General features: G+C 72.0%; 12 protein-coding genes and 1 pseudogene. 8 read left to right on the top strand and 5 right to left on the bottom strand.

What is annotated here, in order from left to right:
• The first annotated feature begins 127 nt into the window (after positions 1 to 127).
• Entirely contained in the window at positions 128 to 550 is a 423-nt protein-coding gene (locus K4G64_RS32560) for a pyridoxamine 5'-phosphate oxidase family protein (RefSeq protein ID WP_221759525.1), read from the top strand.
• A gap of 164 nt (positions 551 to 714) precedes the next feature.
• Positions 715 to 858: pseudogene (locus K4G64_RS32555) on the top strand (respiratory nitrate reductase subunit gamma); the annotation flags it as partial.
• Positions 859 to 926: 68 nt separating this feature from the next.
• Here K4G64_RS32555 and gap read toward each other — a convergent pair.
• Together gap and K4G64_RS32545 are read right to left on the bottom strand one after the other, a co-directional pair.
• Positions 927 to 1,955: a type I glyceraldehyde-3-phosphate dehydrogenase gene (gap, locus tag K4G64_RS32550; RefSeq protein WP_221759524.1), complete on the bottom strand. Its 1,029-nt coding sequence runs from the start codon at positions 1,953 to 1,955 to the stop codon at positions 927 to 929.
• Between the two features lie 156 nt (positions 1,956 to 2,111).
• Positions 2,112 to 2,792 (bottom strand): response regulator transcription factor, encoded by a 681-nt coding sequence (locus tag K4G64_RS32545; protein ID WP_221759523.1) that lies wholly within the window; start codon positions 2,790 to 2,792, stop codon positions 2,112 to 2,114.
• Between the two features lie 309 nt (positions 2,793 to 3,101).
• Between K4G64_RS32545 and K4G64_RS32540 the strand changes: the two genes are divergently transcribed.
• From K4G64_RS32540 to ppdK, 3 genes are all read left to right on the top strand, one after another.
• Entirely contained in the window at positions 3,102 to 3,410 is a 309-nt protein-coding gene (locus tag K4G64_RS32540; protein WP_221759522.1) for a hypothetical protein, read from the top strand.
• Positions 3,411 to 3,529: 119 nt separating this feature from the next.
• Positions 3,530 to 4,540 carry an alcohol dehydrogenase AdhP gene (gene adhP / locus K4G64_RS32535; RefSeq protein ID WP_221759521.1) on the top strand — a complete coding sequence of 337 codons (1,011 nt, stop codon included), beginning with the start codon at positions 3,530 to 3,532 and terminating at the stop codon, positions 4,538 to 4,540.
• A 109-nt stretch (positions 4,541 to 4,649) separates the two neighbouring features.
• On the top strand, positions 4,650 to 7,373 hold the full coding sequence (ppdK, locus tag K4G64_RS32530; protein WP_221759520.1) for a pyruvate, phosphate dikinase: 2,724 nt from the start codon (positions 4,650 to 4,652) through the stop codon (positions 7,371 to 7,373).
• Between the two features lie 338 nt (positions 7,374 to 7,711).
• On the opposite strand, the gene K4G64_RS32525 is transcribed toward ppdK, so the two are convergent.
• Together K4G64_RS32525 and K4G64_RS32520 are read right to left on the bottom strand one after the other, a co-directional pair.
• Positions 7,712 to 10,537, bottom strand: coding sequence for a cation-transporting P-type ATPase (locus tag K4G64_RS32525; RefSeq protein ID WP_308122549.1), 2,826 nt, complete (start codon positions 10,535 to 10,537; stop codon positions 7,712 to 7,714).
• A gap of 2 nt (positions 10,538 to 10,539) precedes the next feature.
• Positions 10,540 to 11,409, bottom strand: a complete 870-nt coding sequence (locus K4G64_RS32520) for a universal stress protein (protein ID WP_374206471.1) — start codon at positions 11,407 to 11,409, stop codon at positions 10,540 to 10,542.
• Between the two features lie 334 nt (positions 11,410 to 11,743).
• On the opposite strand from K4G64_RS32520, the gene K4G64_RS32515 reads away from it, so the two are divergent.
• Positions 11,744 to 12,247 carry a cation:proton antiporter regulatory subunit gene (locus K4G64_RS32515; RefSeq protein ID WP_260461286.1) on the top strand — a complete coding sequence of 168 codons (504 nt, stop codon included), beginning with the start codon at positions 11,744 to 11,746 and terminating at the stop codon, positions 12,245 to 12,247.
• A gap of 3 nt (positions 12,248 to 12,250) precedes the next feature.
• Complete coding sequence (locus K4G64_RS32510) at positions 12,251 to 13,510, top strand: cation:proton antiporter (RefSeq protein ID WP_221759518.1); 1,260 nt, start codon at positions 12,251 to 12,253, stop codon at positions 13,508 to 13,510.
• Here K4G64_RS32510 and K4G64_RS32505 read toward each other — a convergent pair.
• Positions 13,440 to 14,327 carry a universal stress protein gene (locus tag K4G64_RS32505; RefSeq protein ID WP_221759517.1) on the bottom strand — a complete coding sequence of 296 codons (888 nt, stop codon included), beginning with the start codon at positions 14,325 to 14,327 and terminating at the stop codon, positions 13,440 to 13,442. The two genes, K4G64_RS32510 and K4G64_RS32505, sit on opposite strands and share 71 nt — an antisense overlap.
• Positions 14,328 to 14,715: 388 nt before the next feature.
• Here K4G64_RS32505 and K4G64_RS32500 point away from each other — a divergent pair, with 388 nt between their 5' ends.
• On the top strand, positions 14,716 to 15,441 hold the full coding sequence (locus K4G64_RS32500) for a CBS domain-containing protein (protein WP_221759516.1): 726 nt from the start codon (positions 14,716 to 14,718) through the stop codon (positions 15,439 to 15,441).
• The last annotated feature ends 299 nt before the right edge of the window (positions 15,442 to 15,740 follow it).

The following is a 15,740-nucleotide window of genomic DNA, read 5'->3' as shown; positions in this document are numbered from 1 at the left end:
GGCCCCGCCTCCCGGTCGGCCGCCCCGTCCCCGTGAAGGCAACGACCGCACGGTGGTCCCGGCGTGGGGTGGGGGTAGGGCCGGTCGGCCCTACCCCCACCCAGCAGCCGCCAGGAACGATGGGCTGATGTTCCTGGACAACGCCTTTCGCGCACTCGACCGGCAGGAGTGCCTGCGTCTGCTCGCCAAGGTGCCGGTCGGCCGCGTGGTCTACACCAGGCAGGCGCTGCCGGCGGTCCTCCCCGTCAACTTCTCCCTGGACACGGATACCTCCGTCCTGCTGTGCACCTCACCGGACTCGGACCTCGTACGCGCCATCGACGGCGTCGTGATCGCCTTCGAGGCGGACGAGTTCGATGCGGACACCCGGTCCGGCTGGAGTGTGGTCGTCACCGGACGGGCCGACATGGTGACCGACCCCGCCGAGCACGAGCGCCTGTCGCAGTCCGGCCCCGCATCCTGGATGCCCCTGCGGGACGCCGTGTTCGTACGGATCGAGTCCGAGCTGGTCACCGGACGTGAACTCAGGGGAACGCCCGGTCTGCGGTGAGGCACAGTCCGCAGCGACCGCGAGGCGCCTGTCGCCTGTCGGATGCGGCCCACCGGTCAGACAGACGCGCCTACTGTGCAGGCGCGGTGGAACGTGCCCACGGCGCAGCGTCATGCAGCTGATCCGCTCCCTGGGCGGTGGGTCCCCCGCTCCGCCTCCGTGGCCTCTCCGGAGTCCCGCGCCTGTTCCGGCTGCACGCCCTGACCGCGTTCCTGCTCTTCGCCGCCTGGCCGTTCACACGGATGGTGCATGTGTGGAGCGCCCCGATCGGATACCTCGCCCGCCCGTACCTGGTCTACCGGCGGTGAGCCACGGCGCCCGCGACCCCGACGGCCGCCTGCCGCCCTCGGTCCCGGGCCCGGTCGGTCGGACCTGGTCAGGTCAGCGGGAGCCGGGCGGCGACGTACTCGGTCAGGTCGAGCAGGCGGTTGGTGTAGCCCCACTCGTTGTCGTACCAGCCGAAGACCTTGACCAGTTCGCCGTGCGCCTGCGTCAGCGGGGCGTCCAGGACGCAGGAGGCGGGGTCGCCGACGACGTCGCGGGAGACGATCGGGGCGTCCGAGACCCGCAGGACGCCCTTGAGCGGCCCGTCGGCGGCCTCCCGGAACGCGGCGTTGACCTCGTCGGCGGTCACGGGCCGGTCGAGGACCACGCTCAGGTCGGTCAGCGAGCCGTCCTCGACGGGGACGCGTACGGCGATGCCGTCCAGGGTGCCGGCCAGCTCGGGCAGGACCAGGCCGACCGCGCGGGCTGCGCCGGTGGAGGTGGGGATGATGTTGACGGCAGCGCTGCGGCCCCTGCGCAGGTCCTTGTGCGGGCCGTCGAGGACGACCTGGTCGTTGGTGTAGCCGTGGATGGTGGTCATCAGCCCCTTGACGAGGCCGAAGTGCTCGTCTAGCACCTTCACCATCGGGGCCACGCAGTTGGTGGTGCAGGAGGCGTTGGAGATGACGTGGTCGCGCTCCGGGGCGTACGTGCCCTCATTGATGCCCATGACGACGGTGGCGTCGACGCCCTTGCCGGGCACGGACAGCAGTACCTTTCGGGCTCCGCCCTGCAGGTGCAGCCCGGCCTGCTCGCGGGTGCGAAAGCGGCCGGTGGACTCGATGACGACGTCGACTCCGAGGCCGGCCCAGTCCAGGGCGGCCGGGTCGCGCTCGGCGGTCACGGCGATGCGCTGCCCGTCGACGGAGATCGAGTTGTCGTCGTGCTGGACCGTGCGGCCGAGTCGGCCGTACGTCGAGTCGTACGCCAGCAGATGGGCCAGCGCGGCCGGAGAGGTGAGGTCGTTGACCGCCACCACCTCGATGGCCGTGCCCGCCTCGGTTTCCGCACGCTGCAGCAGACAGCGCAGGTAGTTGCGTCCGATCCGGCCGAAGCCGTTGATGCCCACGCGCACGCTCATGTCCGTCGTCCTCCCGATCGATCCGGTCGATCCGCGTCTGTATGTGCTGCCAGACTGGCGGCCGGAGATGCGGTCGGCCATGGACCGTACGGGGACAAGCCGGGGACCTTCGGCCCGGGCTCGCCGCGCGGGTGTCAGCGCATGTCAGTGGCCTCTCTACTTCAGCCGGTCCTGGGCCTGGGTGGCGATGACAGCGGCCTGGATGCGCCGCTCCACGCCCAGCTTGGCCAGGAGGCGGGAGATGTGGTTCTTGACCGTCTTCTCGGCGAGGTAGAGGCGCTGGCCGATCTGGCGGTTGGTCAGGCCCTCACCGATCAGGGCCAGGATCTCCCGCTCCCGCCCGGTCAGGCCCGGCAGGGCGTCGGGCTCGGGTTCCGGCTCCTGGGCCTGACGCAGCCGGGTCATCAGCCTGGCGGTGGCGCTCGGGTCAAGCAGCGACTGGCCGGCGGCCACGGTGCGCACGGCCGAGACCAGGTCCGTGCCCCGGATCTGTTTCAGCACGTATCCGGAGGCGCCGGCCATGATCGAGTCGAGCAGGGCCTCCTCGTCATCGAACGAGGTCAGCATCAAGCAGGACAGCTCCGGCATGCGTGAGCGCAGCTCGCGGCAGACGGTCACTCCGTCGCCGTCGGGCAGGCGCACATCGAGCACGGCCACCTGCGGGCGCAGCGCGGGAACCCGCACCAAGGCCTGCTCCGCCGTGCCCGCCTCGCCGACCACGGTGATGTCCGGCTCCTCGTTCAGCAGGTCGCGCACACCGCGCCGTACCACCTCGTGGTCGTCCATGAGGAAGACCCGGATCGGGTTGTCGCTACCGGGTCGCTCGCTGTCCGCCATCGACGGCTCCTGTCCTGTTTCGTCTGTGCCGGGCCCCGTAGACCGCCGGACGGGGCGGGGCCGGTCTTTTCCTGACATAGATCTTGCGCGATTTCCAGGCCGAACGGCCAGGGCCGACCGGCCCAATTCGTTCTGACATTCCCACATTCCGACGCCCACCGGTTCTGCCCGCCCACCGGGTGCCGACCGACCGGCGCCGAACTCCCGCGCACTACGCCGGAAGTGACCGCGATGTGCCGTCAATCGTCTGCCGCGCCCGTTGCCGTACGCGCGCCGAGCCTGCCTCCGCCGTACGGACACGGTCCGGTTGTGGGCCAACTGGCCGGCCAGGAAGGCGGTATCACGGGCCATGCCGCTCAGGCACTGTCCGGCGCTCTCGCGCCGTGGCTGGAGAAGTACCCGACGGTGCCGGTCGTCGTCCACACAGTCGATCTCGCACGCCCGTCCGGTGTCGTACTGAAGGCCGCCGCGCAGGCCGGACTCGTGGTCGTCTGCCGCAGGACGCACCGGCCGGCGCTCGGCGTGCGCATCGGCCCGGTGGCCCAGGCGGTACTCACCACGCCGCCGCCCGGTCGCCGTCGTCCCGCACGGCTGAGGGCCGGTTTCCGTACGGCTTGAGGGCCGAGCGACCCCATGGGCGGGGACGTCCAGGACCTGCCGCCGCGTCGGCACCCGTTCGACGCTGACACCGCACCGAAGAGACAGCGAACAGGCAGAGAGACCCGAGGAGCATCGAAATGAAGGCAGCAGTCGTCCAGTCCTTCGGCCAGCCGCTGGTGATCGAGGAGCGCCCGGACCCGGAGCCGGGTCCCGGCCAGGTCCTCATCCGGCTGGAGGCGTCCGGGCTGTGCCACACCGACATCCACGCCGCGCACGGCGACTGGCCGGTCAAGCCCAGCCCGCCGTTCGTCCCCGGCCACGAGGGCGTCGGCATCGTCGAGGCACTCGGCGACGGGGTGACCCACCTGGCCGTCGGGCAGCGGGTGGCCGTGCCGTGGCTGGGCTGGGCCTGCGGGCGGTGCGAGCACTGCCTCTCCGGCTGGGAGACGCTGTGCGAGCAACAGCACAACACCGGCTACAGCGTGGACGGCGGCTACGCCGAGAAGATGCTCGCCCCGGCCGACTTCGCCGCTGTGGTCCCCGAGGGCATTGACCCGCGCGACGCGGCCCCGCTGACCTGCGCCGGTGTCACCACGTACAAGGCTCTCAAGGTCGCCGACGTCCGCCCGACCCAGCTGGTGGCGATCTCCGGCGTCGGTGGCCTCGGTCATCTGGCCGTGCAGTACGCGAAGATCGCCGGCGCCACCGTCGCAGCGATCGACGTCACCGACGACAAGCTCGAACTCGCTCGCGAGCTCGGCGCGGACATCCTCATCGACGCCCGCAAGGAGGACCCTGCCGAGGTGCTCAGGCAGCACGGTGGCGCACACACGGCGATCGCGCTGGCCGTCGACGAGCAGGCGTTCGCCTCCGTCTACGGCGGTCTGCGGCGCGGCGGCAAGCTGGTCATGGTCGCCCTGCCCTCCGGCGGAACCATCCAGGTCCCGATCTTCGACACCGTCCTGAACGGCACCTCCGTCATCGGCTCGATCGTCGGCACCCGCCAGGACCTGGCCGAGGTGTTCCAGCTGCACGCCGCCGGACGCACCCGGGTGATCTACGAGACCCGGCCCCTGGAGACCGTCAACGAGTCCATCGCGGAGGTCCTGAACGGTCAGATCAAGGCGCGCATCGTCTTCGAGTTGTGACACCGCCCGCGTGGCTGCTGCGCCCCGCGCGCCGACCGGGGTGCGGCTCGGCCAAGTGGCCCAACCCGCACCGCACCGTCCCTGCGCAACAGGAAGGAACAGCACCGTCATGGTCCGCTACGTGTACGCGTTCACCGAGGGCGGCCGTGACATGGCCGAACTGCTCGGCGGCAAGGGCGCCAACCTGGCCGAGATGACCCGGATGGGTCTGCCGGTGCCGCCCGGCTTCACCGTCACCACCGAAGCCTGCCGCGCCTTCCTCGCCACCGGCTCCGAACCGGACGGCCTGGTCCGTGAGATCTCCGAGCACCTGACCGTCCTGGAGCAGGCCGCCGGGCGGCTGCTGGGGCAGTCGGACGACCCGCTGCTGCTGTCCGTCCGTTCCGGGGCCCGCTTCTCCATGCCCGGCATGATGGAGACGATCCTGGACATCGGCCTGAACGACGAGTCCGTGCTCGGGTTGGCCAAGTCCTCCGGAAACGAACGCTTCGCCTGGGATTCCTACCGCCGCCTTGTGCAGATGTTCGGCAGCACCGTCATGGGCGTCGACAGTGCGCTGTTCGAGAACGTCATGTCCCGCCTGAAGGAAACCCGAGGCGCGGCCGACGACCTGGGCCTGGACGCGGTCGATCTGGCTGAACTCGTTGAGGCATACAAGGAACTGATCCGCCAGGAAACCGGCGAGTACTTCCCGCAGTCCCCGGCCGAGCAGCTGCGCCGTGCGGTCCTGGCCGTCTTCTCGTCCTGGACAGGCACGCGCGCCCGCCTCTACCGGCGCCGCGAGCACATCCCCGACGACCTGGGCACCGCGGTCAACGTCCAGACCATGGTCTTCGGCAATCTCGGCCCCGACTCCGGCAGCGGTGTCGCCTTCACCCGTGACCCGGCCACCGGGCGCCCCGGCCTGTACGGCGACTACCTGTCCAACGCCCAAGGAGAGGATGTCGTCGCGGGCATCCGCAACACCGTCCCCCTGGACGAACTGAGCCGCCTGAACCCCGAGGCATTCACCCGACTCCGCGACCATATGCGCACGTTGGAGACCCACTACCGGGACCTGTGCGACATCGAGTTCACCATCGAGCGCCGCCGACTGTGGATGCTGCAGACCCGGGTCGGCAAGCGCACCGCCGAGGCCGCGTTCACCATCGCCGCCGAGCTGGCCGACGAGGAACTCATCACCGCCGACGAGGCTCTGGCGCGCGTCAGCGGCGACGGCCTCGCCCGCCTGATGTTTCCCCGCTTCGACACCTCCGCCGTCGGGGACGCCCTCGCGCACGGCATTCCGGCCTCGCCGGGCGCCGCGGCCGGCGCGGCCGTCTTCGACTCCGCCAAGGCGGTACGGCGCGCCGCCGCCGGGGAGAAGGTGGTCCTCGTACGCCAGGAGACGACCCCCGACGATCTGCCCGGCATGCTCGCCGCGCAGGCCGTGCTGACCAGCCGCGGCGGCAAGACCAGCCATGCCGCGGTGGTCGCCCGCGGCATGGGCAAGGTCTGCGTATGCGGCGCCGAAGAGATCGGCGTGGACCCGCGGGGGCGGCGTTTCAGCGTGGGTGGCATCACCGTCGAGGAGGGCATGGTCATCTCCGTCGACGGCTCCGATGGCGCCGTCTACCCGGGCGCCGTCCCGCTGGTGGACTCGGCGGTGATGCGGTACTTCGAAGCAGGGCTCGAGACGGGTGCCGATACGGGTGTCGTCGAGACGGGTGAGGGCTCGGCCGGCGTGGTCGATGCCGTGGCCCGCGCCATGCGACATGCCGATGCTGTCAGGCGGTTGGAGATCCGGGCCAACGCGGACACCCCCGAGGACGCCGCCCGTGCCCGCAGGTTCGGAGCCGAGGGCATCGGGCTGTGCCGGACCGAGCACATGTTCCTCGGCGACCGCCGGCAGCTGGTCGAGGCCATGATCCTGGCCCGCGACGACACCGCACGCGAGCGGGCGCTGGACGCGCTGCTGCCGCTGCAACGGCAGGACTTCGTCGGCATCCTGGAGGCGATGGACGGCCTGCCGGTCACCATCCGGCTCCTGGATCCGCCGCTTCACGAATTCCTGCCGGACCGCACCGAACTCGCCGTCCGCCTCGCGGCAGCCGAGGCGCACGGCACCCCGCCGAGTGCGCACGACGCCGAGCTGCTCCAGGCCGTGAACCGGATGCACGAGGAGAACCCGATGCTCGGCCTGCGCGGCGTACGCCTCGGGCTGGTGGCACCGGGACTGGTCGCCATGCAGGTGCGGGCGATCGCCGAGGCGGTCGTCGAGCGCAAGCGGACGGGCGGTGACCCGCGCGCGGAGATCATGGTTCCGCTGATCGACACGGTCGAGGAACTGCGGCTCGTGCGCGAGGAGGTGGAACAGGTTCTGGCCGAGGTCAGCAGGGCCACCGGCGTGCCCGTCGAGTGCCCGGTCGGCACGATGATCGAGCTGCCGAGGGCGGCTCTGACCGCGGGACGGATCGCCGAGGAGGCGGAGTTCTTCTCCTTCGGCACGAACGACCTGACCCAGACCACCTGGGGCTTCTCCCGCGACGACGTCGAGGCGGCGTTCTTCTCCACCTATCTCGACAAGGGCGTCTTCAAGGTGTCCCCCTTCGAGACCATCGACCGCGACGGCGTCGGCCGGCTGGTCGAGATCGCGGTCGCCGAGGGCCGCGCGGCTCGCCCCGGGCTCCAGATCGGCGTCTGCGGCGAGCACGGCGGAGACCCGGACTCGGTTCACTTCTTCCACGGCGTGGGACTGGACTACGTCTCCTGCTCACCGTTCCGCGTCCCGGTAGCCCGCCTGGAGGCCGGACGGGCCGCGCTCTCCGGGACGGAGACCAGCGACAGCCGATGACACACGCCGAAGGGCCGAAGCCGGACGCGAAAGTGCCGGCTTCGGCCCTTCGAACTGCCGACCACACGTGGGATGACCCCGGTCGTACCCGGGCCCGGGGCCGTGTGGCCGACTCCTGGTCGGGTGGAACAGAAGGGCCGGCTCACGACGGCCCCGAAAACGACCGCATGCCCGACTCGCCTTCGTTCCGCCCCTCGACGGCAACGGCCACGGCACAGCGCCAAGGTCCTGGTGCCGGTGCACCTGTCGGTGCCCGGCACCAGGACCTTGGCGCGGGTTCCCCGAAGCCTGCCGGCTTGACGGCGGCTGGTCAGAGAGATGTTCTTCCAGGCCCGCCTTCAGCACCTGTGGGTCGCGTCCGAGGGGTGGCCGAGCCGTGCCCGGGCGGCGCGCCAGCCGTGCTCGGCCAACAGCACGGTGGAGGCGGTGGCGAGGCAGATCGCCCACTGGGCGGGGCTGAGCGACACGGTGTCGAATACCCCCTGGGCCGTTGGTACTTGCACGGCGATGACCTGGAGGACCAGCACGGTGGCCAGGCAGGTCCACAGGGTGCGGTTGTGCAGTTGGTGGCGGCCGAGGACGGGGCCGTCCTCGCTGCGCGCGGCGAGGGCGTTGAACAGCTGGAAGAGCACGAACGTGGTGAAGGCCATGGTGGCGGCGATCGTGGTGTCGGTGAGGTGGCGGGCGCCGGCGAAGACGGCCAGGGTGCCCGCTGCCATGACCGCGCCGGAACGGGTGATGGCGGCCAGGCGGCGGGCGTTGAGGATGCGTTCGCCGGGCGGGCGGGGCGGACGCCGCATCACGTTGTCCCGCGGAGGGTCGATGCCCAGGGCCATGGCGGGCGGCCCGTCCATGATGATGTTGACCCACAGCAGCTGGATCGCCGACATCGGCGCGGGCAGTCCGGCGAGCACGGTGGCGAGCAGGGTGAGGATGGCGCCGATGTTGGTGGACAGCTGGAAGCGGACGAAGGTGACGATGTTGTCGTAGATCGAGCGGCCCTCGCGCACCGCGCGGACGATGGTGGAGAAGTCGTCGTCGGTCAGGACCATGTCGGCGGCCTCTTTGGCCACGTCGGTGCCGGTGATGCCCATCGCGACGCCGATGTGGGCGGCGCGCAGGGCCGCGGCGTCGTTGACGCCGTCTCCGGTCATGGCCACGATGTGGCCCTTCGCGGAGAGCGCGCGAACGATGGTCACCTTGTGTTCGGGGGCGACGCGGGCGAAGACGCCTATGTCTTCGACGCGGTCCGCGAGTTCCTGCTCGTTCATCCGGGCCAGTTCGGCACCTGAGACGATGTCGCCGGTGATGCCGAGTTCGCGGGCGATGGCGGCGGCGGTGTCAGCATGATCACCGGTGATCATTTTGACGGTGACGCCGGCGGCCCGGGCCAGGGCGACGGCGTCACGGGCCTGAGGACGCGGAGGGTCGGCTATCCCCGCGATCGCGGTCAGGGTCAGTCCCGTCACCTCCCGAGGGCCCGACCGGTCGGTGGTGGCGGTGGCTGCCCCAAGAACGCGCAGGCCCTGGCCGCCCATCCGGCGGGCGGCGCCGGTGATCTCACGACGCCGCTCGGCGTCGAGGGGGACGCGGCCCTGTTCGGTCAGGAGGTGGGTGCAGCGCTCCAGCAGGACGTCGACGGCTCCCTTGGCGTGGACGCGGACGCGGCCGTGCTCCGCGTCGGTGTGGAAGGTGGCCATGTACTTGGCGGCAGGGTCGAAGGGGATCTCACCGGTACGCGGCATGCGGTCACGGAGTCCGGCGTCGACACCGGCCTTGGCCGCGAGTACGGCCAGGGCGGCCTCGGTGGGGTCTCCGATGACGCCGTCCGGGGTGATCCGGGCGTCGTTGCACAGCGCGAAGGGCAGCACCGCGTCGCACAGGGCGGGCGGGGGCGCGTCATGCGAAGTCACATCGCGCCCGGCCTCGCCGTACAGGGCCGCGTCGTGCGGGTCCCGGCCGTGCCGCTCGTCCGCAGAGCGAATGGTGCCTGCTGTGTCGTATCCCTCTCCGGTCACCTCATAGGCGCGCCCGGCGGCCCACAGGGCGCGGGCGGTCATCTCGTTCAGGGTCAGGGTGCCGGTCTTGTCGCTGCACACCACGGTCGCGGAGCCGAGTGCCTCGACGGAGGCCAGGCGTTTGACGATGGCGCCACGGCGGGCCATGCGGTGGACGCCCAGGGCGAGGGTGAGCGCGAGAACGGCCGGCAGACCCTCGGGAATCGCGGCGACGGCCAGGGCCACCGCCCGCAGCGCGAGGCCGGCCGGCTCCTCACCGCGCAGGAGGGCCACGAGCGCGTAGGCGGCCACGGCGACGCCGCTGACCAGGGCCAACCGCCGGCCCAGGCTGTCCATCTGGACCTGGAGCGGGCTGGGCGGTTCCGCGCCGGTGCGCAGCGCCTCGGCGATCGCGCCGACCTCGGTGCGCATGCCGGTGGCCGTGACGATCATCTCGGCGCGGCCACGGGTCAGCGCGGTGTTCATGAAGAGCATGCCGGTGCGCTCGGCAACGGGTACGGGCTCGGCACCGTCGGCCTCGGCGGGCGCGGTCGTCTTGGCGACGGGCTGGGACTCACCGGTCAGCGCGGCCTCGCCCGCCTCGACCGACTCGGCGACCACCAGGCGCCCGTCGGCCGGAACCCGGTCGCCGGCTTCCAGCAGGACGACATCGCCGGGGACGAGGGCGCCGGCCGGGATCTCCTTCAGCCGGCCGTCGCGGCGCACGCGCGCTGTGGGCACCAGCATCTGGCGCAGGGCCTCCAGGCTGCGCTCGGCGCGGCGTTCCTGCAGGTAGCCGATGGTGGCGTTGATGAGCAGGACGACCGTGATGACGAGGGCGTCCTTGACCTCGCCGATGATTCCCGCGACGACGGCTGCGGCGAGCAGGATGCCGATCAGCCAGCTGCGGAACTGGTCCAGCAGGCGGAGCCACTGCGGTCGGCGCACCGGTTCTGCCAGCTCGTTGGCTCCCCACACGGCGGCCCGCTGCTCGGCGTCCGCCGTGCTCAGGCCCGTGTCCGGGACTACGGCCAGTAAGTCCGCCACTTCGGTGGCGTCACGTCGGTAGGCGTCCGGCGGCGGGGGCGTCGGTTCCGGCAGGGTGTGGTGTGCACTGGTCTGCGTAGGCAGGGTGTGGTTCTCCACCGTTGACTGCTGCTCGGGCACGGTCACTCCTTACCGCGGACGACGGTGACGGGGCAGTGGGCGTGGTGCAGCAGGGCCTGGCTGACGGAACCGAGCAGCAGGCCGGTGAAGCCGCCCCGGCCCCGGGCGCCGGTCACCACCAGCTGGGCACCGCGACTGGCTTCGATCAGGGCCGGGCGGATCCGGGAACGCACCAGGCGCCGCTCGACCACGACCTCGGGATAGACCTTCTGCCAGGATGCCAACGTCTCGTCCAGCAGGTGCTGTTCGGCCTCACGAATGCGTTCGGCGTCCGCCACCACGGCGTTGAGGGGGTCGCCGGGGCCTTCGTAGGCGCGCTCGCTGAAGGTGTTCCACACATGGAGGGCGACCAGTGGCGCCTTGCGCAGTGCCGCCTCGGCGAACGCGAACTCCACCGCCGCCTCTCCGGCCACGGAGCCGTCCACGGCCAGGATCACCGCGCCGGCCGGATCGGGGCGGCCCCGCACCACCATCAGCGGGCAACGGCCGTGAGCGGCCAGATGTACCGCCGTGGAGCCCAGCAGCAATCCCGAGAAGCTGCCCAGGCCCCGGCTGCCGACCACCGCCAGCGACGCCGACCGCGACTCGATCTCCAGCACCTCGGGCGCCTCCCCGGCCACCACCGAACGGGTGATCTCGAGGTCCGGTGCGATCGCGTACGCCCGCCCCTCGGCGCGGGCCAGTGCGCCCCGCACCATTGGCTCCAGGCCGTGGTCGGCGGGGTTCCACGGTGGCGCGCCGGCCGGCAGGTGCCCGGTCACCTGACCGAAGGCGTGCACGATCCGCAGCCCCACGCCACGCAGGTGTGCCTCACGGGCCGCGGCCTCGACGGCGCTGATGCTGGAGTCCGAACCGTCCACTCCTACGATCACCGGATCACGGTCACTCATTGGCTCACTCACTGGATACTCCCGTCCCGGACCATCGCCGACGCGCGGCCCTTCGGCTTCCAGCCTCGGGCGGCCGGCCCGGTACGCACAGGGGCCGTCAGTCCGTGCCGAGGGGCCGCTCGGCCCTGTCGGGTACGCCGGGGTGCTCACGACACTGATCACCTGCCGCGCGGTTCCGGCGGCTGCCGTACGACCTGTACGACGGCTCCAGCACCCCGCGACGCCTGCCGAAAACCTGTGTACAGCGGGCCGCCTCGATGCCGGCCGAAGACAGTGCGCGGCGGGCTGAGGCCAGGGCCCGGCGCGAAGGATCCGAATGCGTGACGACGGGGAGATCCACATGGACGTCAACGAGGTGCTGCTGCCCGGCGTCGGGCTGCGCTACGAGTTCGTCAACCACGAGGGCGACCTGATCGGGGTCGTCGCCCAGCGCTCGGGCGACTTCGAACTGGTGGTGTACCCCGGCGACGATCCGGACGAGGCCCGTCCGGTGCTCCGGCTCACCAGCCAGGAGGCGGACGCCCTCGCCGAGATCCTCGGCGCCCCGCGGATCGCCGAGCGGTTCGCCGATCTGACCCGCGAGGTGCCCGGCCTGAGCGCGGGTCAGGTCGAGGTGCGTCCCGGCAGCCCGTTCGCCGACCGGGCCCTGGGGGACACGCGGGCCCGGACCCGCACCGGTGCTTCGATTGTGGCCGTCGTCCGCGGCGAGGACGTCATCGCCTCCCCCGGACCGGGCCAGACCCTGCGGGCCGGGGACATCCTGGTGGTGATCGGCACCCATGAGGGCATCGCCGGCGTCCAGCACATCGTCCAGGGCTGAACCGTGCACACGCCTGTCGCCCTGCTGCTGGAGCTGGGCATCATCCTGGCCGTGCTGAGCCTGCTCGGCACTGTCGCACGGCGCTTCGCCCTCTCCCCCGTCCCGCTGTACCTGCTGGCCGGACTGGCCCTGGGGGACGGCGGGATCGCCCCGGTTCCGGCCGCCCGGGACTTCGTCGACACCGGCGCCGCCATCGGTGTGGTCCTGCTGCTGCTGGTTCTCGGCCTGGACTTCACCGTCCGGGAGTTCACCGTCAGCCTCCGTCGGCACCGTTCCTCCGCCGCCATCGACCTCGTCCTCAACGCCGCCCCCGGCGCCGTGGCCGGCTGGCTCCTCGGCCTGGACGCCGGCGGGATCCTGGCGCTCGCGGGCGCCACCTACGTCTCCTCCTCCGGCATCGTCGCCCGCCTGCTCGGCGACCTGCGCCGACTGGGCAACCGGGAGACTCCCGCGGTGCTGTCCGTGCTGGTGGTGGAGGACTTCGTGATGGCGGCCTACCTGCCGCTGCTCGCCGTCGTCGCCTCCGGAGGCACCTGGTGGCAGGCGCTGCTCGCCGTCGCGGCCGCCATGACGGCCGTCGCCGCGGCCATCACCGCGTCCTGGCGCTGGGGCCACCATGTCAACCGGATCCTGTCCCACACCGACGCCGAGCAGGTACTGCTCCGCGTGCTCGGCCTCACCCTGATCGTGGCCGCGCTGGCCGAGATCATCCACGTCTCGGCCGCCGTCGGCGCCTTCCTGATCGGACTCGCGCTGACCGGGACCGCTGCCGACCGGGCCCGGGCCGTGCTCAGCCCCCTGCGCGACCTGTTCGCCGCGGTGTTCTTCCTCGCCCTCGGTCTGACCGTCGATCCGGGTGACCTGCTGCCGATGCTGCCCGCCGCCGCGGCACTGGCGGTGGTCACGGCCGGGAGCAAGGTGGCCGCCGGCTGGTATGCCGCCCGCCGCGAGGGCGCCGGCCGCCGCGGCCGGCTCCGCGCCGGAACCGCGCTCATCGCCCGCGGCGAGTTCTCCGTCGTCATCATCGGGCTGGCCGCCCCGGCGCAGGGCCGCCTGGCGGCTCTGGTCACCGCTTACGTCATGCTCCTCGCCGTCTGCGGCCCCGTCGTCACCCGCTTCGCGCCCACCCGGCGGGCGGCCCCCCGCCCGCCCGCACCGCGGGACAGGGCAGGTGACCGCCCGCCGGAGAATGTCAGTGCCGCGGGTCCGCTCCCCGCACCACCGCGACCGCGCAGTGGGCGTGGTGCAGCAGGGCCTGGCTGACCGAGCCGAGCAGCAGCCCGGCGAAACCACCCCGGCCCCGGGCGCCAGTCACCAGCAACTGGGCCGACCGGCTCGCCTCGATCAACGCCTCCCGCGTCCCGCCGTGCACCACCCGGTGCTCCACCACCACACCCGGATGCCGTTCCTGGCGTCCGGCGAGCGCCTCGGACAGCAGGCGCTCCTCCTCCCCGGCCAGGGCGCCCGGCGGGTTCGTGTACGGCATCGACGAGTCCTGCGGCGCGGGCATCGGCGCATTCCAGGTGGTCCAGGCGTGCAACGCCACCAGCGGCGCCTTGCGCAGCTCGGCCTCGGCGAAGGCGAAGTCCACCGCCGGCCCGCCCGCAGCCGAACCGTCGACGCCCACCACGATCGGACCTTCCGCACTCGGCTGCTCCCGCACGACCAGCACCGGACACCGGCCGTGTGCCGCCAGATGGACGGCCGTCGACCCGACCAGCAGCCCCACGAACCCGCCCATGCCGCGGGATCCGACCACCACCAGCTCAGCCGCACGCGACTGCGCCTGAAGGACCGTCAGCGGCTCTCCGGTCACCACGGCATGGCTGACCTCGACCTCCGGTTCCGCGGCGCGTGCCCGCTCGACCGCCTCGGCCACCAGACGGCCGGCCAGGTTCCGGAGTCCGCCCTCGGCCGGGCCCGACGGCGACGGGCCGAGGGGCACGTGCAGCGCGGGCCAGATGAACGCGTGCACCACCCGCAGCCCCGCCCCGCGCAACCGCGCCTCCCGTGCCGCCGCCTCGACCGCCGCGAGACTCGACGCCGACCCGTCCACACCGACTACCACCACACCGCTCATCGTGCCTCCCACATCCAGTACGCCAGTGCTCTCACCCGCCACACTCCCCCGGCCGCTCCCCGTGTGCATGGGCCCGATGGCGCCACGCCCAGGGCCGACCGGCACTCCTTCTCGGCGACGTACCCGTAGGAGGGAAGTTCGCCCCGGAGCTCAGGGCCGCTCGGCCCTGCCCCGTCAAAGCCGGTGAGCGGGAGCCTGTAGAGGCATCAAGGGGCCCGGCCGCCCTCACCCGAGAGAGTTCCGACCCTCGATCCCCGCCACCGGCCCCTCGCCCGGCGGGGACACGGGACGGCCCGCAGCGGCCGTACGCGGGGAGGGCGGTCGCCCTCCGCAGCCACCCGCGGAGACCGGTGCCCCTCCACGGACACCAGCGGAGAAGGGAACTGCCGTGAAGACAACCAAGGTCGGCGAGGTGATGACCCCCGACGTCATCCACGCCTGCCAGGAGACACCGTTCAAGGACGTGGCACTACTGCTGGCCCGGCACCGGATCAGCGGCCTGCCGGTAGTGAACGCCGACGACAAGGTCCTCGGCGTCATCTCCGAGACCGACCTGGTCCGCCGGCAGGCGGCGCAGGCCCGGAGGGCCCAGGGCATCCGCTCCCGGCTGCCGACGCTGCGCCGCAAGGCGCGAGTCGCCGCTGCCAAGGCCCGTGCCATGACCGCCGGACAGCTGATGTCGACACCCGCGATCACCGTGCACCCGGAGCAACGCCTCGCGGATGCCGCACGGATGATGGAGCGTCACCGCATCGAACGGCTGCCCGTGGTGGACGAGGAGGACCGCCTGGTCGGCATCGCCACTCGCCGTGACCTGCTGCGGGTCTTCCTGCGCACCGACGAGGAGATCCGCCAGGAGATCATCGACGAGGTCCTGACCAAGGCCATGTGCCTGCCGCCCCGCACCGTCATCGTCTCGGTCCATGACGGGACGGCCACGCTGGAGGGACGCCTGGAGCGCCGCAGCGACATCCCGGTCGCTCTCCAGCTTTCCTGGCGGGTGGACGGCGTGGTGGGCGTGGTGAACAGTCTCACGTTCCGCGTCGACGACACCCGCCAGCCTGAGAAGCACCCCCCGCACCGGATCGCCCACCACTGGCTTCCCGAGCGGTGACGACGCCCCCGGAGCGCCCAGCGCAGTGACGCACGCTGGTCCGGCGGCTACGAGCGCTCCGGCATCTCCGTCACTCTGCAGGCGCTGCCGAGCGCCCTCCCCGGTACGCGGTCCGGCACACCTCGCTGACAGGGCCGACCGTCCCTGACGATCCGGCCCGGTCGGGCGCCGGCCGGGACCTTCGGCTCCTGGGCGACGGCTCCCGTCCGAGGGACGGTGGTGGTGGGAGCGGTACCGATCCCCCGCGGTGCCGCTCCCCGTACGGCACGTAGGTCTTCCCTGTCTCTTATCAACATCTG

The sequence above is a fragment of the Streptomyces sp. WAC04114 genome (assembly GCF_019733245.1).
In the GTDB taxonomy this organism is placed as follows: domain Bacteria; phylum Actinomycetota; class Actinomycetes; order Streptomycetales; family Streptomycetaceae; genus Streptomyces; species Streptomyces massasporeus_A.
This window is presented reverse-complemented; position numbering and strand designations above follow the sequence as displayed.

Excerpts from the sequence above, each read along its gene's own strand:
- adhP (WP_221759521.1), top strand. The coding sequence starts at position 3,530 with ATGAAGGCAGCAGTCGTCCAGTCCTTCGGCCAGCCGCTGGTGATCGAG.
- gap (WP_221759524.1), bottom strand. The coding sequence starts at position 1,955 with ATGAGCGTGCGCGTGGGCATCAACGGCTTCGGCCGGATCGGACGCAAC.
- K4G64_RS32515 (WP_260461286.1), top strand. The coding sequence starts at position 11,744 with ATGCGTGACGACGGGGAGATCCACATGGACGTCAACGAGGTGCTGCTG.
- K4G64_RS32505 (WP_221759517.1), bottom strand. The coding sequence starts at position 14,327 with ATGAGCGGTGTGGTGGTAGTCGGTGTGGACGGGTCGGCGTCGAGTCTC.
- ppdK (WP_221759520.1), top strand. The coding sequence starts at position 4,650 with ATGGTCCGCTACGTGTACGCGTTCACCGAGGGCGGCCGTGACATGGCC.
- K4G64_RS32545 (WP_221759523.1), bottom strand. The coding sequence starts at position 2,792 with ATGGCGGACAGCGAGCGACCCGGTAGCGACAACCCGATCCGGGTCTTC.
- K4G64_RS32560 (WP_221759525.1), top strand. The coding sequence starts at position 128 with ATGTTCCTGGACAACGCCTTTCGCGCACTCGACCGGCAGGAGTGCCTG.